A 24,090-nucleotide genomic window follows, 5' to 3' on the forward strand; every position below is an offset into this window, starting at 1 on the left:
TCTTGCCTGCGGGGCAGCGTAGCGACGAAGTGTCGAAATCCACTCGGGCATTCGCCCGAGTTAGTTCGGCGCGAGCCCGCGGAAAGCGCAGCTGTTTTGCGGAATATCGGCCACCTGTTACTATCTAAGTATACGCTCTGTGATTTGCCAACTCAAAGAAAGTCCTTTTTAGCGAATAAAATAAGATTATAATGTACTAATTGGCAATAGTGAATATAATGAAGGGTAGAAGAAGTAAACTGAAACGATGTTCGTCTGTTTGCACAAGCTATTCCGGCGCTTGATGCCGGGTTTGAAAGATGGAGGCTCTTATGAAACAGGTATTGACTATAAAAAAAGTGCTGAACAACAATGTGGTGATCGCTCAGCATGATATATATAAGGAAGTTGTCTTGATCGGCAACGGCCTCGGCTTTAACCGAACGAAAGGCGAGCCCATTTCGTTCGATAAAGCGGATAAAACGTTTTTGCTGAAAGATGAAAAAGAAAAAGAGCAATACGTCAACCTGCTTCCCCATATCGAAGAAAACTTGATCGGGTTTATCCACGAGTTGCTGCTGTTTGTTGAAAGCGAAATGGGCAAGGAACTCAACGAGCACATTCATGTGGCATTGACCGACCATTTGGCATTCGCCATCAGCCGGGCTGAAAAAGACATGAGCTTCTCAAACCCTTTTTTATATGAAATTGAAGCCTTGTATCCAAAAGAATACCGGGTAGCACAAGGCGTCGTGAAACAAGTGGAAGACCGGATGGGTATTGTGTTTCCTGAAGGGGAAATCGGGTTTATCGCCCTGCACATCCACAGTGCTGTCACAGATAAATCGCTGCGCGACATCAACCGCTATAACCGCCTCATCTCCCAACTGGTTGAAATTATTGAAGAAAATCTTTCTCTCAAGCTGGAAAAAGACGATGTCGATTACCACCGGCTGATCCAGCATTTGCATCGCGCCATTGACAGGGTTCACCAAGGAGAGTCTTTAGGCAAAGAAAACAAATTAGAAGAAGTGTTGAAAAAAGAATATCCCGTATGCTATAATCTTGCGTGGAAACTAATAAAAGTTATGCAGAACCAATTGAAAAAGCCAGTCGACGAAGCGGAAGTCCTTTATTTGACGATCCACCTTCAGCGCTTGCTTCATAAATCTTAAAAACCAACCATACGTGTTACTGATTCGATCAGGCATGAGTATGAAACGGTGCAGATTAAATTCAAGGGAGACGAATCCCTTTTTTTAACTGTATCTTTTCTGCTCATGCCTTTTTTGTTGGCTTACGATTTCAACTGGATTGCTGCTTTTATTAAAAATAAGGAGGAATTTTTCATGGCTACGAAATCTTCAACGTCGAGCAATTTGTTCGGCACATTGCAAAAAGTCGGGAAAGCGTTGATGCTTCCGGTTGCGCTCCTGCCTGCAGCTGGTATTTTACTCGCTTTCGGTACGAGCTTTGCGCAAGATTCATTTTTAGAAGCGGTGCCTTTCTTTGGTGCTGATTGGATCCAAAAACTATTGTTCGTCATGGCGGAAGCCGGCGGAGTCGTATTTGATAACTTGCCGCTATTGTTCGCAGTTGGGGTAGCCATCGGGCTTGCCGGCGGGGACGGCGTAGCAGGCCTTGCAGCCATCATCGGCTACTTGATCATGAACGTCACGATGAAGGCATTCGGCAACATTACAGCCGAAATGACGACCGATCCGAAGTATGCAGAAGTGCTCGGTATTCCAACACTTCAAACAGGCGTTTTCGGCGGGATTATCGTCGGGGTATTAGCCGCATTTATGTACAATCGATTCTTCAATATCAAATTGCCGCAGTTTCTTGGATTCTTTGCCGGCAAACGGTTTGTTCCAATTGTTACTGCTTTCTCAGCCGTTTTCCTTGGAATATTGATGTTCCTTGTCTGGCCATTTGCCCAAAACGGTTTGAACACACTTTCACATTTCATGCTAGAAACCAACCGGACTCTGGCTGCATTTGTTTTTGGTACGATTGAACGGGGTTTGATCCCGTTCGGCTTGCACCATATCTTTTATTCGCCGTTCTGGTTTGAGTTCGGCTCTTACACGAATGCCGCAGGCGAAATCATCCGCGGCGACCAGCGCATTTTCTTCTCCCAATTGCAAGACGGCGTTGAGTTCACTTCCGGTACATTTATGGCCGGCAAATTCCCGTTCATGATGTTCGGCCTTCCGGCAGCGGCACTTGCCATTTATCACTGTGCACGCCCTGAGAAGAAAAAACTCATCGGCGGAATCATGGCATCCGGTGCTTTGACATCATTCTTAACTGGTATTACAGAACCACTTGAATTCTCGTTCCTATTTGTTGCACCGGTCCTTTTCGGTATCCATGCCGTTTTCGCTGGATTGTCGTTCATGACGATGCACCTGCTGAATGTTAAGATCGGGATGACCTTCTCAGGCGGTTTAATCGACTTCTTGCTCTTCGGCGTTATGCCAGGCAGAACCGATTGGTGGTGGGTCATCATCGTCGGCTTGGTCTTTGCGGTTATCTACTATTTCGGTTTCCGCTTTGCCATCACGAAATTCAACTTGATGACGCCGGGCCGTGAAGCAGATACAGAAGATGATGAGGAAGATGGCGAAGAAGTCGGCGATCTTCCATATGAAATTCTCGCTGCAATGGGCGGACAGGAAAATATCAAAAACTTGGATGCTTGCATCACCCGCCTTCGCGTCAGCGTAGAAGACAAAAACAATGTCGATAAAAACCGTTTGAAAAAACTTGGCGCTTCCGGCGTTATGGAAGTCGGCAACAACATTCAAGCCATATTCGGTCCTGTTTCAGACAGCTTGCGCGGACAAATGCAAGACATCATCAACGGCAAACGCCCACGCCCGCAAGCAGCTCCAAAAGCGACAGAACAAAATATGGAAGATGCTGCGGTTAAAACCGCAACTCTTGAATTCACAAGCCCGATGACCGGCGAAATCTTGCCAATCACGGAAGTTCCGGACCAAGTATTTGCCGGCAAAATGATCGGCGACGGATTTGCAATCCGCCCTACCGACGGCAAAGTCGTATCACCGGTCAACGGCAAAGTCGTGACTGTATTCCCGACAAAACATGCAATCGGCATCGCTGCAGACAACGGCACCGAAGTGCTGATCCATATCGGAATTGATACAGTCAATTTGAAAGGCGAAGGATTTACGTCTAAGATTGAACAAGGCGACTTCGTTGAACAAGGCCAGCTGTTGATGGAAGTGGACTTGGACTATATTGAAAAGAATGCCTCATCGATCGTGACGCCAATTGTCTTTACCAACTTGGCTGAAGGACAATCGGTGGAAATTCAAAAATCCGGCATGGTAAATGCCAATGAACAACACATTATCGCAATCAAAGATGGAGAACCTGTGGCCATCGGTTAAGTTGAACTTGAAAAATCCGGCCGGCAGCGAAAAATTCGTTTGCAGCCGGATTTTTTATTACATAGGGGGCTTGGAGAATGAAATTACTAACGTTAAACTGCCACTCTTGGCACGAAGAAAACCAGCTCGAAAAAATCGGCTATTTGGCTGAAGCCATCAAGGAAAACGGCTATGATGTGATCGCTTTGCAGGAAGTGAACCAATCGATTGATGCGCCATTGATTGGTGAAATAATCAAAAAAGATAATTTCGCGGTCGTGTTGCTGCAGCAACTGGAAAAGATCGGCGCTGCCGGCTATTCGCTTGTCTGGGATTTTTCTCATTTGGTTTACGGAAAATTTGAAGAAGGTTCGGCGATTTTAACGAAACACCCCGTTACCGCGGAGCATTCCTTTTTTGTCAGCGGCATTGTGGATCCCGAAGTTTGGAAAAGCCGCAAAATTGTCGGCGCCAAAATCGATTATCGCGGCACCCCTGTCTCCGTCTACTCTTGCCACACTGGCTGGTGGGACGACGAAGAAGAGCCGTTCAAGCAGCAGGCAGAAGCTCTTATGAAACAACTCCCGAAAGATGAACCTGTTTTTCTGCTCGGCGACTTTAACAACAACGCGTTTATCTCAGGCGAGGGCTATGAGTATTTGATGAATCAGGGGCTTTACGACACCTACTCACTCGCCAAGGAAAAAGACGAGGGCATTACCGTCAAAGGCAAAATCACCGGCTGGAACAACAACAAAGAAGACTTGCGCATCGATTTGATCTTAATGAACCCGCCGCTGCCAACCGCTTATTCAAAAGTTATTTTCAATAGCAGGAATAAACCCGTCGTCTCGGATCATTTTGGGGTTGAGGCGGAAGTGGAATTGTAATTCAGCACGTTGAAAGGCCCTCTTCGTAAAGAAGAGGGCCTTTTACTGTCCGGAATCAACCAAGTACTGTCCAAACTCCGTCATTTACTTGCCGTTTCATTTTTTCACAAAAAAAGAAGCCAGCTCTATTAAGTGAGCCGGCTTCTTTCATCGATTTATCCTTCGAGCAACTTTATCACGTTTCGGGAAATGTCGTGCGTATTGATCGCCGACTCCACTTGCTTGTTGTTCACGCAGTTGATGAATTCTTTTACTTCATAGTACATCGTGTCAAATTCATGGGGAATTGAAAGGTCTTCCATCTGCCCGTCACGGTATTTGAGTGTCGCGCTTTTCGGGTCGCTGATTCGATCGATTTCGATGGTGCCGTTTTCGCCTTGTATTTCGCTTGGCAGATGAGAATCCGAGATTTTTGAATACATGACAACCGCTTCTACGCCGTTGTAGCGAAGAATCATGCTGCCTTGCCCATCGGCACCGGTAGAAAGCAAATAATCGTTTTTAAGGGCTGCTTCCGGCTCTCCTGCCAAATGGACGATCGGTGCGATGCAATAAACCCCTAAATCCATTTTGGCGCCATTTCCCAGTTCGGGTTTGAAGGCATTTTCGATGATGCCTTCTTTGTATTTATCGTAGCGGGATGAATATTGGTTGTAATGGAAGACAAACCGGCGCAGCGGCCCGATTTTATCCAAATTCTTTTTAACGTTGAGGAACGTCGGCGTTACAGTCGATTTCATTGCTTCCATAAACGTCACATTAAAGCGGTTAGACGCCTTGATCACCCGGTCCATTTCCTCGACGGATGTCACAGCCGGCTTTTCGCAAAGCACGTGGATGCCATTCTCCATCGCCAGCAAACTTTGTTCCACGTGGAACGCATTTGGTGATGCAATGTACACTGCATCAATTTTTCCGCTTTGGAACATTTCCGACATATCCGTATAAACGCTCTCAACGCCGTAGCGGTCCGCAAATTCACGGCCCGTTTCCATTTTGCGCGAATAAACAGCGCCAATGGTGAATTCCGGCAAGTCGCGCATCGCTTTGATCAGCCGATCGGTGATCCAGTTCGTTCCGATAATTCCAAATCTCATGATGATACCCCTTTTCCAGTATATTTTCTAAGCTACCCCAAAAAGTGATTGAACACAAGGCGCTATCTTCTATGTATAAATAAAAAAACACCTCGCCCGAAGGCAAGGTGTTTCTCGAAAATTTGCGGCGTTCCCAGCCACGTTCCACAACGTGCTCCAAAAGGAATGCTGGTCCGTCTTACGCAAACGAGCTCATCGCGTCTTTAACAATAAGGCATAATAAGAACCGCGTCAATATTTTTGTTTTTGGCCAGGCCAATTAAAACTCTTACTTCCACCATTCTGATGAAGGAATGGACAAGCTTCCATCTAGTTGAACGGTTTCACCAATTTGTGGAGTTACGAGATCGACATCATTTTCCTTGGCTGCTTTCGTTGCCCGTTCGACCGGCTCTTTCCAGCCATGCCGAGCTAATGTAAATGCCCCCCAATGCGTCAACACCATATGCTTGCCCTGTACATCGATGCTGGCCTGTACGGATTCTTCCGGAAGCGAATGCGATTCCGGCCAGCGTTTATCGTATTGGCCGCCTTCGATCAACGCAATGTCAAAAGGTCCGTATTTATCGCCGATTTCCTTGAAATGCCCATCGTATCCGCCATCGCCGCTTGTATAAAAGCGAGTCTTTTCTCCAAGAATGGCCCATCCACCCCACAAAGTTGAGTTTCGGTTAAAAACTCCTCTTCCAGAAAAATGTTTGGCTGGTGTTAATGCGATGGTCAATCCTTGGAATTCCGTTTCATCCCACCAATTCAATTCCGTAATGTTTTCTTTTTTAACGCCCCATTGGATCAAGTGGCTGCTTATACCATAAGGAACAAAGAAATGAGCGACCTTGCTCTTCAGCTTTTTAATGGATTGATAATCCAAATGGTCGTAATGATCGTGTGTAATGAAAACCGCATCAATCGGAGGCATCTCTTCTATAATCCCAAGCATATCTCCGCTGTAGCGTTTAGGTCCTATAAATGACACGGGCGAAGCAATGGGTCCAAGCATCGGATCGATCAGGATCTTTTTATTATCCAGGCTCAGAATAAAAGCGGAATGGCCAAGCCAGGTCAAGCTATCTTCTTGGCCGTTGATTTTATTCCAATCAATTTCAGAAACCGGCAATGGACCGGATGGATTCGTTTCTTCGCGTGAGGAATCCGGATCCAGAAGTGTGTGAGGCACCTCCACACTGCCGGCCGGTATTACAGAAGGCTGATTGACAAATTTTCCATCCTTGTAATTATCAAAAGTTTTAAATACTTCTTCTTGCTCCTTGCTTGGATTGCCGCCAAACGTTGGAGAGATATTAATAATCAATGTAACGACCACCCCTAATAAAACGATTACTAACAATAGATAGAGCAGTATTTTCTTTATGATTCCCTTTTTCTTTGATGTTGAAGGTTCTTCAAGATGTGACATGTCATCCCTCGCCTTGTTGTTCTATAAATAATTGCCCTGGAAATGCAGGATGCCCAGCCTTAATTGCCAATTGTTCACCATGCTTTTATAATTAGCTCATATTAATATTTGGTTTGCAACTTGCATGGCTTGCTGCTAATGCCTTTGCAAGATTTGGTGAAAGACAAGTGAACTTATCGATATTCCTGATATGTAAAATGTACGATGAACTCCGGGAATAGGGAAAGTCCCCACTAAACTGACCCCTTCACTTTGTTCGAATTTGACACTTTTAAGTAGGCCAATCCTTTGTTATTGTAATGCTTACATGAGAAAGCAAAAAGGAAGGATTGGGAATATGCAAAAAACATCGACTGCCACTTATTCAAGCACACGCACTTTTGAATTGATCATTGCTGCCATGTCCATCGCCCTCGTCTTTGTCGCTACACTTCTATTGAACATCCGTTTGCCGATTGCGGCGAACGGCGGGTTGGTTCATCTTGGAACCGCCATGCTGTTCATCATCGCGATTTTATTCGGACCGAAAACCGGCGCCATTGCCGGTGCGATCGGCATGGGATTCTTTGACTTGTTTTCCGGCTGGACGCTTTGGGCGCCGATTTCGTTCGTGGCACGCGGGCTGCAGGGCTACCTCGTCGGGAAAATTGCCTGGTCGAACGGCCGCAAAGGCAATAGCATCGGCTTTAACATCCTAGCTTGCATCGTATCGGTGCCGTTTATGCTGGTCATCTATTACATCGGCGAAGCCATCATGTTCAACAGCCTCATTGTACCGGCAGCTTCGATTCCTGGAAATCTTGTGCAAAATGGCGTCGGCCTGCTTGTCGCCATTCCCGTTGCAGTTGCGTTGAAAAAGACACCGTTTTTCAAATAAAAGCTTTACCCGCTCATTCCAAAAAAAAGGCTGGACCAAAGTCAAATCGACTTCAGGTCCAGCCTTTTTTGAATTTATAAGACATCATTCATTTTATGAAGAAGCTGCTGCCGCTGCTGCTTGGTCCGCTTTCACACAGTCGATTGCCACTACAAGCGCCAATACGATGGTTTCCATCTCGTCATCCACGATTTGAATTTTATAGCTGTCGCCCCACGTAAACCATTCTTTGCTTACTTGGCCGACCACTTCCCCGTGCTTCAGCACTTCGAAATTCATGTCCCACCAATTGCCGTTGACGTTAATGCCTTCTGCGTCTATCGTGTAGCGGGCTTTTAAGAAAGTGAATTCCTTCTTAATCGTTAAGACTTCGCGGCCATTTACTTCCACAAAAAACTTCGGCAAAAAGCTGAATACTTTTTTCGTAATAAGCGCAACTTCATCTCCCGCTGCATTCATAATGGTAAACGTCTTCGGGACTTGCATAAAGCTGCCTTGCCCAAAATACACATCATTCTCCCGCTCGTCTTTAACCGTGAATTTGCCGCTCAAGCTAAATACTTTCTGCTTTAAATATAGTTGCCTCATATTCAGCCTCTCCTCCGGTTCATATAAATATGCTCAACTCTTTATATTCCATAAAACGTGAAGAAATCCCTTCTTGAATGCTGCTAGAATCGCTATCTCCTACCAGTTATACTAAAGAAAATTATTCCGTTTCGAAAGGAGCGCTTCAAAATGGAAATCGAGAATTTAGTTCGAGTCAATACACGACAGGCATTTCGGGAGTGGCTTGAGGAATATTCAACGACCGAGAAATTTTGTTGGATTATTGTCAGTATGACCCCACAGCCAGAAGTTTTATTGTATTTAGACGCAGTGGAAGAAGCGTTGTGTTTTGGATGGATCGATGGCACGAAGAAAAAATTATCCGATACTGAAGTTGTGCAACGCTTTTCCCCGCGATCGAAAAAAAGCAACTGGACCGAATTAAATAAAGAACGTGTAAGAAGATTGATCAAACTGGGTCTGATGAAAGAAGAAGGACTGCGAATCCTCCCCGATATGCAGCCCGAATCTTTTGCAATCGATAAAGAAATCGAAGCCCGCCTGAAAGAAGACGAGCAAGTCTATCAAAATTTCCTGAACTTCCCCGAACTATACCGGCGGATCCGCATTGATACGATCCAAAGCTACCGGAATGACCCCGATCTGTTCAATAAACGGCTGGAGAAGTTTATTCAAAACACAAAAGCGAATAAAATGTACGGCTTGTGGAATGATAATGGCCGATTGGTTGATTATGAAAGGAAAATCAATCCCCTACTTAACCCAAAAAGATTTTTAAATCCATAACGAATTGAAAGGCCTGAGACTGTAGACAAAGGTAGGCACGGTTGTGATGTCACTTTGAATTCAAGGCTATCCGTTGAATTATAATGACCCCACACAATCAAAAGGAGAAGTATGTCGCTTCTTATCGTTCCCATACTCAGAATCCGAAGTGTAAGCCGGCGACTCCTGCGGGACAGCGAAGTGGCGAAATCCACTCGGGCAACCGCCCGAGTTAGTTCGGCGCGAGCCCGCGGAAAGCGCCCGGCTGAAGCGCAGGATTCGGGATTTCATTTCGATAAGTATATACAGATTTCATGACTTTAATTAAAAATCTTTTATTTATAAGACAAAGACCCTGCAATCCAAAACGGATCGCAGGGTCTTCCTATTCTTAAAAATCAGCGGCTCACAAAAGTCGGGCTTTTCTGGCTCAAACCAAGCGTTTCAGCTGTATAGGTATGAACTTCTTTCAAAAGCTCCGGATTGTTCATTAACGATTCTCCGTATGAAGGAATCATTTCTTTGATTTTTGGTTCCCATTCCACAATGCGGTCAGGGAAGCATTTTGTTAATACTTCAATCATGACGGGAACGGCTGTCGAAGCACCTGGAGAAGCTCCAAGAAGTGCTGCGATCGAACCGTCTGCTGCGGTAACGACTTCGGTGCCGAACTGAAGTGTTCCTTTGCCGCCCGCTTCTGTGTCTTTAATAACTTGCACACGTTGGCCTGCTACAACTAAATCCCAGTCTTCGCTTTTTGCGTCCGGGATGAATTCGCGAAGCTCGTCCATGCGCTGTTCTTTTGACAGCATCAATTGCTGGATCAAGTATTTTGTCAACGACATCTCTTTTGCGCCTGCCGATAACATCGTTAAGACGTTGTTCGGTTTCACAGAAGTGATCAAATCAAGGTTGGAGCCGGTTTTCAAGAACTTCGGCGTAAAGCCGGCGAACGGTCCGAACAACAACGATTTTTGGTTTTCGATATAACGTGTATCCAAATGCGGAACAGACATTGGCGGAGCGCCAACTTTTGCTTTTCCGTATACTTTTGCGTTGTGCTGTGCGATGACTGCCGGGTTTTTGCAGACCATGAACAGGCCGCTTACCGGGAATCCGCCAATGTGTTTGCCTTCAGGAATGCCGGATTTTTGCAGGATGTGGATGCTTCCCCCGCCGCCGCCGACGAAGACGAATTTCGCTTTGTGGCGTTCGGTTTTGCCGGTTTGAAGGTTTTTCACTTTCAATTCCCACTTGCCGTCTTTCGTGCGTTTAACGTCATTGACGCTGTGCTGGTAGTTGATCTGAACATTTCTGCGCTGCAACTGGTCAAACAGCATGCGCGTCAACGCACCGAAATTGACGTCTGTACCCGAGTCGATTTTGGTTGCTGCGATTGGCTCATTTACTTTACGGTTGTTCATGATTAACGGAATCCATTGTTTCAGTTTTTCCGGGTTGTCGGAAAACTCCATTCCTTTGAATAACGGATTGTTGCTCATCGCTTCATAGCGTTTCTTCAAAAAGCGCGCGTCGTCATTGCCAAGCACCATGCTCATATGCGGCAATGGCATGATGAATTTTTCCGGGTTTTGCAGCAAGTTGTTTTTAACAAGATGCGCCCAAAATTGCATGGACACCTGGAATTGTTCGTTGATTTTAATCGCTTTGCTGATATCGATCGAACCGTCCGGCTTTTCAACCGTATAGTTCAACTCGCAAAGGGCTGCGTGGCCTGTACCGGCGTTGTTCCACTCGTTCGAGCTTTCCTCGCCTGCACTTTCAAGTTTTTCAAATACTTTAATGTTCCACTCTGGAGCCAGCTGCTTCAGGAAAATCCCCAAAGTTGCACTCATAATGCCGGCACCTATTAAAATAACGTCTGTCGTATTTTCTTTATTGCTCATTATGACCTTCCTTTTCTACCCGTATATTCGCAGAAAAGATGTAGGCAATCCTGCGTAGGAATCGTGCGCAGCTTCAGAATACATCGTTTCTGTCTTTATTCTTACTATATCATAGCTGATGGCTGTTATTTATTGAATCAAACATCTCTTATTATAAGTTATTTTCAGGAAAAAGTCCGTCCCTAAGCCTCAAAAAAACAGAAAAAACCAAAGCTTTTCCCCCTAGCTGTAAGGGTTTTCGCTTTGGTTTCCTGCTAATAAAAAATTGCTTCCGGGAATCGTTCCGTTAGTCTTTATTGATCAAATCAGCAGTCTCCGCATAAACCTTCACTCGGTTGCGCCCTTCTTCTTTGGCCTCGTACAGCGCTTTATCCGCTTTGTTTAACAGCTGGTAAACAGTATCCCCAGCCGCCGCTTCTGCCACGCCAAGGCTCAGTGTCACTGTGATTTCGCCCTCCTCGATAGTAAGAGGACGGCTCTCAAGAGCTAAGCGCAGTTGGTTGCCGAGCGCTGCTGCTGCTTGCACGTCAGATTTTAGCGCCAGCACGAATTCTTCGCCGCCGTAGCGGGCAAACAGCTGCCCAGACCCTAATTGGCTTTCGCACACTTTTGCGACGTGGACAAGCACTTGATCGCCGATGTGATGCCCATATGTGTCATTGACCCGTTTAAAATAATCGATGTCCATTAGCAGTGCCGCAAATGGCGCAGATTCTTGCCGGGCTGCTTCAAAATCCATTGTGCATTGCAGTAAAAAAGAGCGCCGATTAGAAACTTGTGTCAATTCGTCAAAATACGCATGGTTTTCTAATTTTCGTTGCAGCGTTGTGACTTCGGTGACATCGGTAAAAATAATCAATATGCCGGTGGTATTTCGCGCTTGCGCAAGCGGCGAAACCCGAATTCGGAAAATCCTCCCGGAATGGTCAAGCGTTAATTGCGTTTCTTGATGGAGTTCAACCGTTTCCAGATTTAACGGAAACGCAGTCCCCGTCAACTCAAGCCATACCTCACTAAACTCCATGCCAAACATGGCTTTAGTCAATTTTGGAAAGTTGGATTGGCTTGCCTGGTTAAACTCGATCAGCTGATAGCCGTCATCAAGCACCATCACGCCGTCATTGATGTTGTTGAAGATTGTGTTTTTGGCAACCGGCATAATAGCGAACAGCTTTGATGAGCTGATGGCCCATAAATACAAAAGCGACGTCAGCCATAACACCATTGGCACCGGATCGATTCCCGGCGGCGTAAAACCGACCAAGTAAAGAAAAGCGGTCAACATCGGAACGAATTGGCCGAACAACAGCGCAAGCAATTGCGGCCGGTACACTTTTGCGGTTTCTTTCCAGTGGGACAGGAGCAGCAAAAACGCGACAAACATTGAAGCGAAAACAGAAATGCCATGGACTGCATACCAGCTTCCGATTTCCTGATGGATATAAGGCGCTCCCAAAATCGGATCGATTTCAAAGACGCGGTAATGCAAATGGTGGAAATCGTTCGTCGCGACCATGAATAGCGAAATGGCTGGAATGGCGAGAAGCGCCATGACGGTTTTTTTCGTTACTTTCATGCCTAAATACTGCATGATGAACAATAAGCCCAAAGGTGCCGAAGCTGGCATGCCGATATACTGGATGACGGTCCAAAACTTCATCTGCCAAAGCGTCGTGGCCGTTAAGCCAAACGCGGCAGCAAAACAATAAACGGCGATGCTCGCTGTATAAAAAGCAAAAAAGTGAGCGATGTTCCGGTAATTATGCCGTTTTCCAAATACGTAGAAACAAAGATACAAATTCAAGACGCCCGAAGTGCAAATAAGCGAAATGTAAGCCGTTAATTGCGAAGTCACAGTTCATTATCCCCATTTAATTCTCTTTTTCCTTTTAATGTAGCATACTTTTTTAGGAAAATGTGAGGATTTTGTTGAACAAAATCGAATTTTCAAATCTTGGTTTGAAGCGCAAGAAAAGACGCTCGCATGGAGCGCCTTTTCAGCTTCTGCTTTACTTTCCGTTCTTTTTCACCGGGAGCCAGATTTCGTATTCCAATGGACCGGTTCGACCAGTTTGATCGCGGACAAATTCGAGCGGTTCCGCTAGTTCATAGCCGGACGAAGGCAGCCACTCAGCGTAAATCCGTTCCCACGTATCCAAGAGCGTCTCCGGCTGCGGGCCGGACGTCTTGAAAACCACCCACGTTGCTGCGGGAATGTGGTACTCGGTAAATTCCGGAGGCGCTTTTTTTGTTGTAGCAGCTGCGATAAAATACTCCCGGCTCGTAGCTGTAATGTTCGCATTGACGTGCAAAATCCCGGGAAAATCTGTGTTTGAAAACCAGCCCAGCTTGTTCATCAGCTCCTCATTCTCCAACTCGCGCCAAATTTCCGGCTCGAACTGCCCGCCTATGGTGTCCACCGTTTCCTTGATTCCCACTACCGTAAATGCTTCTTTTTCGACTAAATGAAAATTCATCTCTGCACCGCCTTTGATGGTTAGTTGGAAGGCCATTGGCGGATATGCTTTGAGTAAACTGCCTTGCTTTTTGGCCAGAGAAGGAGTTATGCCGTGCATTTGGCGGAAAGACCTGGAGAACGATTCCGGCGAAGTGTAGCCGTATTTTAAGGCAACATCAATGACTTTCGCGCCGCCAGACTGCAGTTCCATTGCCGCCAAAGTCAATCGCCGGTTGCGGACATACTCCGCCAAGCCGATTCCGGAAATGAATGAAAACATTCGGTTGAATTGGTGTTCTGAACAGCCTGCAATTCTCGCTGCCTGTTGAAAATCGATGTTGCCGTCTAAATTTGCTTCAATGTACGCCAATGCTTTGCTCAAATTTCGAATCGAATCCACGCGGATGACCTCCCTTCTCTTTCATCATAGCAAGCTGTGCACCACGCGCCTGACATTTCCGGATCAAGTTTTGCAGGGATTGGACCTTGCAGGCGTTCAACGCTTTTTCTTCTAAATCTAGCATAATTGCAGCGAAGAGCGGGATATTCAATGTTGCCTTGCTTTGGACAACAAGGCCCATGCAGGAATCGCCGCCTCTTTTATGGAATCTAAGGGTTGAAAACAAAAAAGGAGGCAGCCATATGCAATTAGGGGCTTTTTCAATCAGTTTAACCGTCAAGGACATTTATGCTTCGAAAGCTTTTTATGAAAAACTTGGGTTCCAAACGTTTGGCGGTGACATTGAGCAAAACTGGCTCATTTTGAAAAACGGCGAGACAATCATCGGCTTGTTCCAAGGCATGTTTGATAAAAACATGCTCACTTTTAATCCGGGATGGGACCAAAATGCTCAGAGCCTGGACACGTTTACAGATGTCCGCGACTTGCAGAAAAAGCTGAAAGCAGACGGCTTGGCATTTTCGAGCGAAGCCGATGAAACAACTCAAGGCCCGGCAAGCTTTGTCATCGAAGATCCTGACGGCAACCCGATTTTGGTCGATCAGCACCGTTAATAAAAAGGACGGTTCACAGGCTGTTTAAAGCCCATGAACCGTCCTCGTTTTATTTTATTTCAGCTGCTGAAGAAGATGAATCGACGATTTAGTCTTCTAGCGGAATCCGTTTGCCCATTCCGAATGCAAAATAGCTGATGATCACAAGCGCTAAGAAAACGATTCCCGCAAGAAGCGAGATCCGCGTTTCATCGTTAAACCACATACCGACCAGCACTACCAATAAAAAAGCAATCGTTACATAGTTGGTGACCGGCGCAAATGGCATTTTGAATGGATGGTTCGCCATTTCTGCTTTGTTTCTTTTGCGGAACTGAACTTGGCTAATCAAAATGACAAACCACGGAATCATGCCCGGCAGCACACTGGCACTGTAAACATAGACAAACAAGTTGTCCGGAGCAATGTAACTGAGCACGACGCCAATCGCTAAACCAAGCATAACGCCAAGCGTACTGAAAATCGGCACGCCGTTTGTGGAGATTTTCGCAAAAAACTTTGGTGCTTGGCCGTTCATGGCCAAAGTATAAAGCATGCGCCCGGCGCTGTAAATGCCGCTGTTGCAGCCGGACATGGCCGCTGTGATGACCACAAAGTTGATGATGCCGGCAGCTGCTGCGATGCCGACTTTTGCAAACGTTGCCACAAATGGACTTCCGATTGAATCCAGCTGATCCCACGGATAAACTGTTACGATAATGAAAATCGCACCGATATAGAAAATCAAAATACGCCAAATGATGCTTTGAATGGCTTTCGTTAAGGTTTTTTTCGGATCTTTTGCTTCGCCGGCTGTAATCCCGATCAATTCGACGCCTTGGTAGGCTCCGATGACAAGTGACAGCGCAAAGAAAAATCCTGTCCAGCCGCCTGTGAAGAAGCCGCCATGTTCCCATAGATTAGACAAGCCAAGGGCATTTCCGCCATTGCCCAAGCCGAAGAAAATGAGGCCAAGCCCAGCGATAATCATCAAGACGATAGTAACAATTTTAATCATGGCAAACCAAAACTCAAATTCGCCGAATGATTTAACGGAAATTAAGTTCGCTGCCCCAAGAATTGCCATCGCAATAAGACCGGGTATCCAAGCCGGAAGATCCGGGAACCAGTAGTTCATGTATGCCCCGACGGCAATAATTTCCGCCATCCCGACGATGACCCATTGGAACCAGTTGCTCCAAGCCGTCATATAGCCTGCGAGCGGATGAATGTATTTATGGCCAAACGTCGCAAACGAACCCGTACTCGGCTCCAAATACAACATTTCCCCCATTGCCCGCATGATTAAAAAGATAAACACGCCTGTAATGGCGTAAGCGAGCATGACCGACGGGCCCGTCCATTTGATGGTGCTGGCAGAACCCATAAACAAGCCGACGCCAATCGTGCCCCCCAGCGCGATCATTTGAATATGGCGCGCTTCCAAGCCTCTTTTCATTTCATTGTTTGCCACTTTAGTTCCTCCCCTAGCTGTGTGTTCGAGCGAGCTGCCCCCGCTTCCATTTGGCACCAGCACGATGCAACGAAGGCTTTTTTTAAAACAGCTCAAACTCATTCTCTTCCCCATTGACCATCCATTTAAATACTTAATTTATAATAGTAAATTTTCAAACAAAACACAAACACATTTAGAGATAAAGCCTTACTTTAAAAGGATTTTTGATTATTTATAACTAATAAGTTATAAATATTTCAATATTTTAGTATAGTTATAATTTTGTGAAAATCACAAGAAAACCCAATTGGCGGAAAAACGTAAGGCTGCCCTGCCATTTCAGCCAGTGACAAGCTTCTCTTCTCCGACTGGCTTTTCCGCATGAAAAAAAGACGCTCCCGGTGGGAAGCGCCTTAATATTTAGAATGAATTTTCGGTTTTTAGGACAATTAAATAAAATTCAGCTAGAGCTGCTCTTAATATTATTAGTATAGATTATTTGAAATTATAAGTCTATATCTTTTCCGGAAAATGTTTTATATTTTCTATACCCATCGGCCGAAAAGGGAAAACAAGAGGAGGATTAGATGAACATGCGTTTATGGAACACCAATTTGAAAGTCCGTTTACTCGGAGAAGCTTTGTTTAACCTGTTCTTTTGGATGTACTTTCCGTTTATAACGGTCTATTTCAGCGAATCGCTGGGCAGTGGAATCGCGGGCATGATGATGATGGTGCCTCCCTTATTCAGCATGATCGGCAGCTTAGCCGGAGGCGCTTTGGCGGATCAATTGGGGCGGCGTCCGGTGATGCTGCTTGGCGCTTTTTTTCAAATCGCAATGTTCGTCATGTTCGCGGTTTCACCGTCTCCCTGGATAGACTACGTTGCGTTTATCGGCATTGGACTGGGAGGCGCTGTTTACCGGCCGGCAAGTTCCGCGATGGTGGCGGATCTCGTTCCTGCAGAAACGCTTCGCCACGTGTTTGCGGCATTTGCAACGGCCAATAACTTGGGGGCGGTTCTTGGGCCGGCACTTGGAGCCATTTTCTTTTTTCATTACCGCCAGGAACTGCTGTGGACATGTGCCGGCGTGCTGCTGATTTACTTTATCGCCATTTATTTTATGGTCCAGGAAACCATGCCGAAAAAATCGAAAAATTCACTGTCCATTGCCCGCACTTTTCAATACCAATGGCAAGGGTATGGCATCATCTTCCGGGATAAGGTGTTTTTAGTTTATATGGCGGCTGGCATTTTTTCGCTGATTCCTATTATGCAGCTGGACTTGTACTTGCCAGTCTATATATTCGATTATGTGCCCGCCCAAGCGTTTTTCGCCTGGAACGACTTTAATTTTACTTTATCCAGCGAAGAAATCTTCGGATGGCTTGTCGGATTTAACGGCCTTTTGTTTGTGTTGTTTATTATTCCGGTTACCAAATGGTTCAACAAATGGAACGAACGAAACATCTTCATTTTGTCGGCGCTGCTCGCAGGATTTGGCACCTTTTTCGTTGGCTTGAGCAGCAATATTTGGTTCTTGTTTTTCGTCACAATCCTCTTCACGTTTGGCGAGATTGTACGCTCTCCCGTGTCCCAAAGCTTTATCAGCCGCTATGCCCCGGAACACGCCCGCGGGCAATACTTGGGCGCTGACAGCCTGCAATACACGATCAGTAAATTTCTGGCGCCGCTGACGGTTTTTCTTTCCGGCTGGATGCGGCCTATGGGAATTTTCAGCATCATATTGGCATTCGCATTGATCAGCATCGTGTTTTACATTTACTTGTTCCGCATGTATGCCCCACAATCGTTAGCAGAAGAATAACAAAGAAAGGCAGCTCGCGCTAAGCTGCCTTTCTCATTTTTGAAATGCTTTCCCTATTTTCGGAATCTCCGCTGCTTCTTTCTGAACAATTTTCAACAGGCTAAAGCCGATCGCAGACCAAATAAACCCGACTGCCAGCATCAAAGCGACCAGTATCGGCGTTGCAGCGGCATCCGTAAAAATTCCCGATACGAATGGAAAGATGCAAAATAAGAGCGTCGCCGCAAACAAGGTTTCAGCCAGCCGACCCAACTGGCGCGGAACACCTTTTGTTCTTTTAAGCTCGACCACCAGAACGAGTGCACCCATCAATAAGAACACCGTGCCGGAAAACATAAACAACAAACCAAAAGGAATGCCGGAGCCAGGAGAATAAATTTCGAAAAAATGAAACAGGCTATTAAACAGCAGTGCCGCAGCAAGTATGATTACGGATTTCCTCGCCGTGTTTTTATACAATGAGTAAAGAACCGCTAAGCCTCCAAAACAAAGCAACGGAAAAACAAATTTGATGTAGTCGGTCATATCACTCGCTACATACCCTCTATTGATCGTTCTTTCTAACACCAGCCAATCGTATAACGGTTTCAGCCCCCACAGCAACCCTCCCACAATACAAAACCAAGCAGCCACCGTTTTCACTTTAGCCCCTCCCCTTTGGCGGAACATTTAATACAGGGGTATTCCACATCTTTCGCAAAATTCCTGTTGGATTTTCAGCCTGAAACCTAAAAAAAACGGCGTCAGGATGGACCTAACGCCGGCTTTCATTTATTGTTCATGAAGTTTTGCTTTTCCAAGTAATTCAAGACCGTCTGCGAAAATTCCATGTGGGATTCTTTCGTATACTTGGCAATGGTATAAATTTGAGCCAGATTTTTTAGGCCGAGCTGTTCGGTCATTTCTTTTAGCCGCGGAACGTTCATGTAGCGGTCCCAGCCTTTTTCGTTTCGTTCTTTGTAGATGTCCAAAATGTCTTCTTCGGAATAATCCTGGTACTGGTCATAATGGACAATCCCATGCTTCGGCAACCGATCCCGCGGCGCCGGATTTTCAGCCGGATAACCCACAGAATAGCCGACAATCGGCACAACGTTCTCCGGCAAATTCAACAGTTCGCCAATTTGGTCGCAATTCGCAAGCGTTGAACCCATGTAGCAAATGCCGAGCCCTGCATTTTCAGCGGCCAGCGCGCAATTTTGCGCCACTAAAGCCGCGTCAATGGCACCGATCATCAAACTCATGAAATTATCGAAATGGACCGGGGCATCGTTCAGCTCAAGCCATTTTCTCATCCGGTTGAAATCCGCGCAAAACGTCAGCAACACCGGTGCGTCGACAACCATCGATTGCTCCATATGCGCATCGTATAATTTTTCCTTCAGTTCTTTATCTTTTGTCACAACAATGGAATACGTCTGCATATTGCCGCTTGACGAAGCCCGAATGCCCGCCTCCAGTATTTCATCGAGCAGCTCTTGGCTGATTTCCTTGTCTTCGTATTCCCTTATCGACCGGTGGCCATTGATTACATCCGTTAATTCCAAAATCATCACTCCTTATAAGAAAACTATATCATTAATAGAAATGTTCTGAAATTAAAGATTTTAATTTTACACTCATATTTTTCAATAGTTCTAGTTGTCCTAATCATAAATGGGATGGCTGTAAACACGGCTCTGTTTGACAAAACCTTACTTTTTAATTAAAATAAATTGAACAATCGATTAATTTTTTGAACGATTAATCAATAATTTCTCGTACAACTTTACTGCCGCTATTTACTTGCCACACCTAAGGAGAAGATCAAGATGTCGATTCCCAGCGATACGAAAAAACGCGCCGTTTCATTGGATTTGGCAAGAGGAGCGATGCTGCTGCTCATAGTGCTCGCACATGCCCCGCTGTATTTGTACGCCTCGGAACCAGGAATTTTGCAGCGAGTGGAAAGCGAAAACCTATTTGACCAAGTGGTGAACCTGTTTGGCATGTTCTTTATTGATAACCGGGCGCGTGGGATGTTTGCGGTATTGCTCGGATATGGGTTTGTCTTGTCTTTTCAAAGCCAAACCGCTAAAGGCAAAAAGGAAAAGGAAGCCGTCAAAATAATACAGCGGCGTTCTTGGTATTTGATTGTATTTGGGATCGTGTTGGCGGTTGTGATTGGCGGGCAAGACATTTTAATGGCTTATGGGTTGGCGGGACTTCTCGTAAGCGGGCTATTGACGCGTGAGATCAAAACGTTAAAATGGGCATTTGCTTTTATCACGTTGTTTTATTGCTTAGTTGTTCCTGTGCTATGGGGGTTCAACTTGCAGGAGATGGGAAGTTACGGATTTGCGCCAGAGGTTTCAGCTGGTGATGCTTATTTACAAACCATGCTATTGACGTTGATTTCGTTTCCGCTCATTCCGCTCCTGATCCATGTGATGTTTCCGATTCTTCCTTCCGTTTTGCTGGGCATGTGGATTGCCCGGCACCAGCTTTTAACAAAGCCCGAAAACCATTTACAGACCCTTTATCTCCTTACGTTCATCGGATTGGCGGTCTCCTTGCTCGGCGCGTTGCCGTTGTCGTTGATCGGAACCATGTGGCACCCGGGATTCTTTACTGCAGGGGTCGTGTCCGGAATCCACATGTTGACGGGGATTGCTGGCGGACTGGCTTATACGGCGCTGTTTGGCATCATCGGGGCCAAATTAAAACAGCCGGGGCGCATGAGCCATTGGTTGATCGCCTTAGGAAAACGCTCGTTGACGTTCTACGTGTGGAATGAAGCGATGCTCGTTCTTCTCCTGTCGCCGGTTGCACTCGATCTCGGCGGGCAAGTGAGCAATGGAATCGCGGCTTTGATTGCCATTGGCGTTTGGGTTGTTTCTGTCGCGTTGGCGAATGGATTGGAAAAAACCAAACGGAATGGTCCGTTGGAGATTTTACTAAGGCGGTTGGTCTATAGCCATAAATAAAAGACAGCGGAGGAATTTTCCTCGGTTGTCTTTTCGGTTTAAGCGTATGGGAAGTTTCAAATTCGAAAGTCGACAGGCGCAATGCTCACACGTTGAGGCGGATTTAAAAGCGTGAGGTCTACGACGAAATAATCGGGATGCCGGACAAGAACTTCGTGTCCCCTCCAGCTTTCATCGTACACCTCTGCCTCTCTATCACAGGGTTGTCAGGACAGTTCTCTCCTTATAATTAAATAAAGAGCAATATGTTCGAGAAGCTAATATAATTAACTTTAAGGTGCAGTCATTGATCTTCACCTATAAGGTACCCGCTATTATGGACGTTTTCAAAGAAATAATATATAAGAAATTAAATTCAAATTTATTTATTATGGGAGTTGGATGGGGAAATGGCAAAAGAAGCCTTGTTGATCGTGGATATGAGCAATGATTTTGTAGCGGACAACGGAACCTTGACGGTTGGGAAGCCAGGGCAGGAAGTTGTTCCTTACATTACGGAGTTGGCAACGAATTTTTTAGAAGAAGAACACGTCGTTGTGGTCGCAATGGACGCCCACCAGCCGGATGATCCGCATTTTGAGCTGTGGCCTCCGCACAATATCGTCGGCACCGAAGGACAAAAACTATACGGCGAGCTGCAGCAGTGGTTCGAGAAAAACGAAAACCGTGAGAACGTGCTTTATATCCCTAAAACAAATTACAACGCATTTTTTAAAACCGATTTGGCTGAAACGTTAAGGGGGCGAGGCGTGGAAAAAGTCCACACGGTCGGCGTATGCACCGATATTTGCGACTTTTTGACGGTTGCGGGCGCAGATGCAGAAGGGTTTAAAACCGCCATCCACAAACAAGGCGTCGCCACATTTACGGATTTGGGAGAAACGTCGATAAACCACATGAAAACGTGCTTCCATACGGAGATTATTGAATAGGGGCGCCACATTATGGAAAAATGAAAATCGTCTATCCCGCTGATGGGTAGACGATTTTGTTTCTCCCGCTTTCTTTTGCCGCATACAGCAGCTTATCCGCTTTTTTCACCAGCTCATTCGGCGCTTCGCCGCCTTGTTTGCAGCTTCCAAAACTCATCGTGATGGAAAAAGGTTCTTCGTTGCAATAAAAAACATGGGAAGCGATGGATTGTTTAATTTCCACTAAGAGCTTGTTCACTTCATTTTGTTTGCTGCTGTAAAGAATGATCGCAAACTCTTCTCCCCCGTAGCGAAACACTTTGCCGCGTTTGGCCGGAATAATGGACGTAAGAATTGCTCCGATTTCCTGCAGCACCCGGTCCCCCATGACGTGTCCATATTGATCGTTAATGGATTTAAATTTATCTATGTCGGCAAGCGTAAGGTAAAAATCCAAGCCATTTTCCAGATCGTTGCGCAAGCATTCTTGAAACGACCGGTGATTGAATAAATTCGTGAGGTAATCGCGATTGGCCGCTTCGACCAGCAAGTTTTTTTCTGAATGGTGTTTTCTTTCCCGGGAGACGATAATGCCGCCCAAACCGCCCATCATCAGCAAAAAGACGGCTTTACTAAAATAAATGATGAAATTATCTAAACTAGAGGCATCGGGAACTTGGATGAAAAAAATGAGGGAATAAACGAAAATAAAGAGAACCGCGGCGATAATTCCACCTAAAAACCTCCAATAGACAGCGATGTGCAGAATAATCAAATACGCTAATGGAAACAGCGGGCTGTCTACTCCTCCAGTCAGCGGCACAAGGGCAGAAAACGCAATAAAGTCAAATAAGGGGCCGCATTTCGTCATGATGGAGTACATCTTTGACCCTTCAGGCGATTTGTGCAAGTAATAATCCGATACCCCCATATAAACCATGCCAAAAACCACTAAAGCAAAGAAGAGGTACAAGTTTGACGGATTGGGGTTTTCATTGGATTGAATGCTGAAAATGCCAATTGAGAGAATTAAAAAAAACCAGCGCAAAGAAGAAAAAATAATTTCAAGAGCATGGTTTGACTGATAAGCATCCTTTAATAATACTTTCATCCTATTCACTTCCTGTGTAATTTATACTACTTTCCATTATAAAGAAAAAAGTAAAGTAATCTACTAAATTCTTCTAAATATTTCGATTTTTTAGAAGCTGAAAAAAAGAAGGTGTCTTCAAAGTTCAACTTTGGAGATACCTTCTCTTATTTCGCAGGATTTATCGAAGCAAGCTTTTGCCGGCTAGCTCCTACTCCAGCAATTCTTCCTCAAGCAGCTTGAATCCTTCAATCATCGTGTCTTCTTCGACTTCAATCAAAATGCAGCGTTTGCCGTCGTAATTGACTTGTTTGACGTATCTCAAGTCTTGCGGGCTGATCTTGATCTCTGCGACTTTCGTGTTGATTTTGATGGATTTAGACGCGTAGCTCGGCACGACGTGGCTTGCTTTCATTTCGTAGGTTTTGTCCTCCACCACTTGCTGGAAGGCTCTTTCCACTTTTTCCATGCTGACGTCTTTGACGCCGCTCGCCTTCAGCACCCGAACAACTTCCACGGTATCCAATGTAGGAGTTTCTTCTTCGTCTTCGCTCTCAGCTTCCACCACCAGCATATGATTGATTTCATCATACAAACCGGCAAGCGTTCTCGAATTGACTTCTTCGCCAATGACCGCTTTAACGATTTCCTCAAACACCGCTTTGTCTTCTTCAGCCGTCATGATTTCATCGCCGTTCAAGACGTTCTCGATAAATTGGAAATCGGGTTTGTTCGTTTTGCTTGCTGCGTACAAAATGTGGTGGATGTCTGCAGCGTTGTCCGTGAAGCTCGGGAACAGAAATCCGCCAATGGGCGATGCCAATTTAATGACGGGATCGACCAGCAAAGTCGACTTGAATTCTTTTTCGGTAAAATCAAACACCAGCGACTGCTTCGGCAATTCGGTTTGGTTCATGCTGCAGAGGATGAACGGGGTGTTGTATACTTCATCCCGCATGTCGATGTCCGTTTCATCGGGCTGGCGTTTCGTCGTTTTAAAATAAGTCCCGCGAATGAATGTGATGACCATGTCTTTTTCGTAAGGCTTGTCTTCAACCACCTTCAAGGCGATGCGCTGCATATTTGTTTGCCAGTCACCGGCATCTTTTGACTCAAGCCCTTCGTAAAGGAGGCGCTGCGTATGGTCTGCTTGTCCCTCTTCCGGGCGCTGAAACTTCACTTCGAAGAGCTTTTCATCCAGTTTCCCTCCGAGCACCTTTTTAAAATTGTTCAGGAACAGTTCTTGCTGCTCCCGGTCCAATAACGAAAACGAGCGGCTCTCCTCATGGAAAATTTCGGTGGTTTCCCCTTTGATGTAGACGTTATAAATATCAGCGATTTTCAGTAGATCCGTATCCAACTTAAATCGTTTGCGAATGTCTGCTATGTCTTTTTTATTCATCTGTCATTCCAACTCCCTGGCTAATAAAATCCGTGTGGTGCACAAAAAAAGAGCATCCAAAGCCAGCAAGCAGCTTTTGACA

21 protein-coding genes are annotated in these 24,090 nt (G+C 45.6%); 9 read left to right on the forward strand and 12 right to left on the reverse strand.

The features are described from left to right. Positions 1 to 311 precede the first annotated feature (311 nt). The 3 genes from glcT (at position 312) to ACRRQV_RS10870 (ending at position 4,270) form a co-directional block, all read left to right on the forward strand. Positions 312 to 1,154 carry a glucose PTS transporter transcription antiterminator GlcT gene (gene glcT / locus ACRRQV_RS10860; RefSeq protein WP_432530627.1) on the forward strand — a complete coding sequence of 281 codons (843 nt, stop codon included), beginning with the start codon at positions 312 to 314 and terminating at the stop codon, positions 1,152 to 1,154. 174 nt (positions 1,155 to 1,328) lie between these two features. Then, complete coding sequence (gene ptsG / locus ACRRQV_RS10865; protein WP_432530629.1) at positions 1,329 to 3,401, forward strand: glucose-specific PTS transporter subunit IIBC; 2,073 nt, start codon at positions 1,329 to 1,331, stop codon at positions 3,399 to 3,401. Between the two features lie 77 nt (positions 3,402 to 3,478). After that, positions 3,479 to 4,270: an endonuclease/exonuclease/phosphatase family protein gene (locus tag ACRRQV_RS10870; protein WP_432530631.1), complete on the forward strand. Its 792-nt coding sequence runs from the start codon at positions 3,479 to 3,481 to the stop codon at positions 4,268 to 4,270. Positions 4,271 to 4,425: 155 nt separating this feature from the next. Here the strand turns inward: ACRRQV_RS10870 and ACRRQV_RS10875 are convergent, their stop codons facing one another. Together ACRRQV_RS10875 and ACRRQV_RS10880 are read right to left on the reverse strand one after the other, a co-directional pair. Beyond that, positions 4,426 to 5,367, reverse strand: a complete 942-nt coding sequence (locus ACRRQV_RS10875; RefSeq protein ID WP_432530633.1) for a Gfo/Idh/MocA family protein — start codon at positions 5,365 to 5,367, stop codon at positions 4,426 to 4,428. 268 nt (positions 5,368 to 5,635) lie between these two features. Next, positions 5,636 to 6,727: an MBL fold metallo-hydrolase gene (locus ACRRQV_RS10880; protein ID WP_432530812.1), complete on the reverse strand. Its 1,092-nt coding sequence runs from the start codon at positions 6,725 to 6,727 to the stop codon at positions 5,636 to 5,638. Between the two features lie 394 nt (positions 6,728 to 7,121). Between ACRRQV_RS10880 and ACRRQV_RS10885 the strand changes: the two genes are divergently transcribed. After that, on the forward strand, positions 7,122 to 7,661 hold the full coding sequence (locus tag ACRRQV_RS10885; protein ID WP_432530635.1) for an ECF transporter S component: 540 nt from the start codon (positions 7,122 to 7,124) through the stop codon (positions 7,659 to 7,661). 93 nt (positions 7,662 to 7,754) lie between these two features. On the opposite strand, the gene ACRRQV_RS10890 is transcribed toward ACRRQV_RS10885, so the two are convergent. Further along, positions 7,755 to 8,249, reverse strand: a complete 495-nt coding sequence (locus ACRRQV_RS10890; RefSeq protein WP_432530637.1) for an LURP-one-related/scramblase family protein — start codon at positions 8,247 to 8,249, stop codon at positions 7,755 to 7,757. Between the two features lie 150 nt (positions 8,250 to 8,399). On the opposite strand from ACRRQV_RS10890, the gene ACRRQV_RS10895 reads away from it, so the two are divergent. Beyond that, entirely contained in the window at positions 8,400 to 9,017 is a 618-nt protein-coding gene (locus tag ACRRQV_RS10895; protein WP_432530639.1) for a YdeI/OmpD-associated family protein, read from the forward strand. 377 nt (positions 9,018 to 9,394) lie between these two features. Here the strand turns inward: ACRRQV_RS10895 and ACRRQV_RS10900 are convergent, their stop codons facing one another. The 4 genes from ACRRQV_RS10900 to ACRRQV_RS10915 form a co-directional block, all read right to left on the reverse strand. Then, positions 9,395 to 10,903, reverse strand: a complete 1,509-nt coding sequence (locus ACRRQV_RS10900; protein WP_432530641.1) for a malate:quinone oxidoreductase — start codon at positions 10,901 to 10,903, stop codon at positions 9,395 to 9,397. A 286-nt stretch (positions 10,904 to 11,189) separates the two neighbouring features. Continuing rightward, positions 11,190 to 12,758 carry a histidine kinase N-terminal 7TM domain-containing diguanylate cyclase gene (locus ACRRQV_RS10905; RefSeq protein WP_432530643.1) on the reverse strand — a complete coding sequence of 523 codons (1,569 nt, stop codon included), beginning with the start codon at positions 12,756 to 12,758 and terminating at the stop codon, positions 11,190 to 11,192. Positions 12,759 to 12,912: 154 nt separating this feature from the next. Next, positions 12,913 to 13,761 carry an AraC family transcriptional regulator gene (locus tag ACRRQV_RS10910; RefSeq protein WP_432530646.1) on the reverse strand — a complete coding sequence of 283 codons (849 nt, stop codon included), beginning with the start codon at positions 13,759 to 13,761 and terminating at the stop codon, positions 12,913 to 12,915. Beyond that, entirely contained in the window at positions 13,718 to 13,942 is a 225-nt protein-coding gene (locus ACRRQV_RS10915; RefSeq protein ID WP_432530648.1) for a hypothetical protein, read from the reverse strand. Before ACRRQV_RS10915 ends, ACRRQV_RS10910 begins: the two co-directional genes overlap by 44 nt. Positions 13,943 to 14,003: 61 nt before the next feature. On the opposite strand from ACRRQV_RS10915, the gene ACRRQV_RS10920 reads away from it, so the two are divergent. Further along, positions 14,004 to 14,375 (forward strand): VOC family protein, encoded by a 372-nt coding sequence (locus ACRRQV_RS10920; protein ID WP_432530650.1) that lies wholly within the window; start codon positions 14,004 to 14,006, stop codon positions 14,373 to 14,375. Between the two features lie 88 nt (positions 14,376 to 14,463). Here the strand turns inward: ACRRQV_RS10920 and ACRRQV_RS10925 are convergent, their stop codons facing one another. Next, entirely contained in the window at positions 14,464 to 15,828 is a 1,365-nt protein-coding gene (locus ACRRQV_RS10925) for an amino acid permease (RefSeq protein ID WP_432530652.1), read from the reverse strand. A 569-nt stretch (positions 15,829 to 16,397) separates the two neighbouring features. Between ACRRQV_RS10925 and ACRRQV_RS10930 the strand changes: the two genes are divergently transcribed. Then, positions 16,398 to 17,639: an MDR family MFS transporter gene (locus ACRRQV_RS10930; RefSeq protein ID WP_432530654.1), complete on the forward strand. Its 1,242-nt coding sequence runs from the start codon at positions 16,398 to 16,400 to the stop codon at positions 17,637 to 17,639. A gap of 33 nt (positions 17,640 to 17,672) precedes the next feature. On the opposite strand, the gene ACRRQV_RS10935 is transcribed toward ACRRQV_RS10930, so the two are convergent. Both ACRRQV_RS10935 and ACRRQV_RS10940 read right to left on the reverse strand, forming a co-directional pair. Then, positions 17,673 to 18,281 (reverse strand): hypothetical protein, encoded by a 609-nt coding sequence (locus ACRRQV_RS10935; protein WP_432530656.1) that lies wholly within the window; start codon positions 18,279 to 18,281, stop codon positions 17,673 to 17,675. Between the two features lie 125 nt (positions 18,282 to 18,406). Then, positions 18,407 to 19,186, reverse strand: a complete 780-nt coding sequence (locus tag ACRRQV_RS10940; protein ID WP_432530658.1) for a nitroreductase family protein — start codon at positions 19,184 to 19,186, stop codon at positions 18,407 to 18,409. 264 nt (positions 19,187 to 19,450) lie between these two features. Between ACRRQV_RS10940 and ACRRQV_RS10945 the strand changes: the two genes are divergently transcribed. Then, positions 19,451 to 20,605, forward strand: a complete 1,155-nt coding sequence (locus ACRRQV_RS10945; protein ID WP_432530660.1) for a DUF418 domain-containing protein — start codon at positions 19,451 to 19,453, stop codon at positions 20,603 to 20,605. A gap of 389 nt (positions 20,606 to 20,994) precedes the next feature. After that, positions 20,995 to 21,537 (forward strand): cysteine hydrolase family protein, encoded by a 543-nt coding sequence (locus tag ACRRQV_RS10950; protein ID WP_432530662.1) that lies wholly within the window; start codon positions 20,995 to 20,997, stop codon positions 21,535 to 21,537. A gap of 31 nt (positions 21,538 to 21,568) precedes the next feature. Here the strand turns inward: ACRRQV_RS10950 and ACRRQV_RS10955 are convergent, their stop codons facing one another. Together ACRRQV_RS10955 and ACRRQV_RS10960 are read right to left on the reverse strand one after the other, a co-directional pair. Then, a complete protein-coding gene (locus tag ACRRQV_RS10955; protein ID WP_432530664.1) occupies positions 21,569 to 22,627 on the reverse strand; it encodes a GGDEF domain-containing protein in 1,059 nt (352 codons plus the stop codon). A 190-nt stretch (positions 22,628 to 22,817) separates the two neighbouring features. Next, positions 22,818 to 24,008 (reverse strand): DUF4317 domain-containing protein, encoded by a 1,191-nt coding sequence (locus ACRRQV_RS10960; RefSeq protein WP_432530666.1) that lies wholly within the window; start codon positions 24,006 to 24,008, stop codon positions 22,818 to 22,820. Positions 24,009 to 24,090 lie beyond the last annotated feature (82 nt).

The sequence above is a fragment of the Planococcus sp. YIM B11945 genome (genome assembly GCF_050864155.1).
GTDB lineage: Bacteria > Bacillota > Bacilli > Bacillales_A > Planococcaceae > Planococcus.

Coding starts and splice junctions, on each gene's coding strand:
- ACRRQV_RS10895 (WP_432530639.1), top strand. CDS start 8,400: ATGGAAATCGAGAATTTAGTTCGAGTCAATACACGACAGGCATTTCGG.
- ACRRQV_RS10915 (WP_432530648.1), bottom strand. CDS start 13,942: ATGGGCCTTGTTGTCCAAAGCAAGGCAACATTGAATATCCCGCTCTTC.
- ptsG (WP_432530629.1), top strand. CDS start 1,329: ATGGCTACGAAATCTTCAACGTCGAGCAATTTGTTCGGCACATTGCAA.
- ACRRQV_RS10955 (WP_432530664.1), bottom strand. CDS start 22,627: ATGAAAGTATTATTAAAGGATGCTTATCAGTCAAACCATGCTCTTGAA.
- ACRRQV_RS10890 (WP_432530637.1), bottom strand. CDS start 8,249: ATGAGGCAACTATATTTAAAGCAGAAAGTATTTAGCTTGAGCGGCAAA.
- ACRRQV_RS10945 (WP_432530660.1), top strand. CDS start 19,451: ATGTCGATTCCCAGCGATACGAAAAAACGCGCCGTTTCATTGGATTTG.
- ACRRQV_RS10900 (WP_432530641.1), bottom strand. CDS start 10,903: ATGAGCAATAAAGAAAATACGACAGACGTTATTTTAATAGGTGCCGGC.
- ACRRQV_RS10920 (WP_432530650.1), top strand. CDS start 14,004: ATGCAATTAGGGGCTTTTTCAATCAGTTTAACCGTCAAGGACATTTAT.
- ACRRQV_RS10950 (WP_432530662.1), top strand. CDS start 20,995: ATGGCAAAAGAAGCCTTGTTGATCGTGGATATGAGCAATGATTTTGTA.
- glcT (WP_432530627.1), top strand. CDS start 312: ATGAAACAGGTATTGACTATAAAAAAAGTGCTGAACAACAATGTGGTG.
- ACRRQV_RS10885 (WP_432530635.1), top strand. CDS start 7,122: ATGCAAAAAACATCGACTGCCACTTATTCAAGCACACGCACTTTTGAA.
- ACRRQV_RS10875 (WP_432530633.1), bottom strand. CDS start 5,367: ATGAGATTTGGAATTATCGGAACGAACTGGATCACCGATCGGCTGATC.
- ACRRQV_RS10930 (WP_432530654.1), top strand. CDS start 16,398: ATGAACATGCGTTTATGGAACACCAATTTGAAAGTCCGTTTACTCGGA.
- ACRRQV_RS10960 (WP_432530666.1), bottom strand. CDS start 24,008: ATGAATAAAAAAGACATAGCAGACATTCGCAAACGATTTAAGTTGGAT.
- ACRRQV_RS10870 (WP_432530631.1), top strand. CDS start 3,479: ATGAAATTACTAACGTTAAACTGCCACTCTTGGCACGAAGAAAACCAG.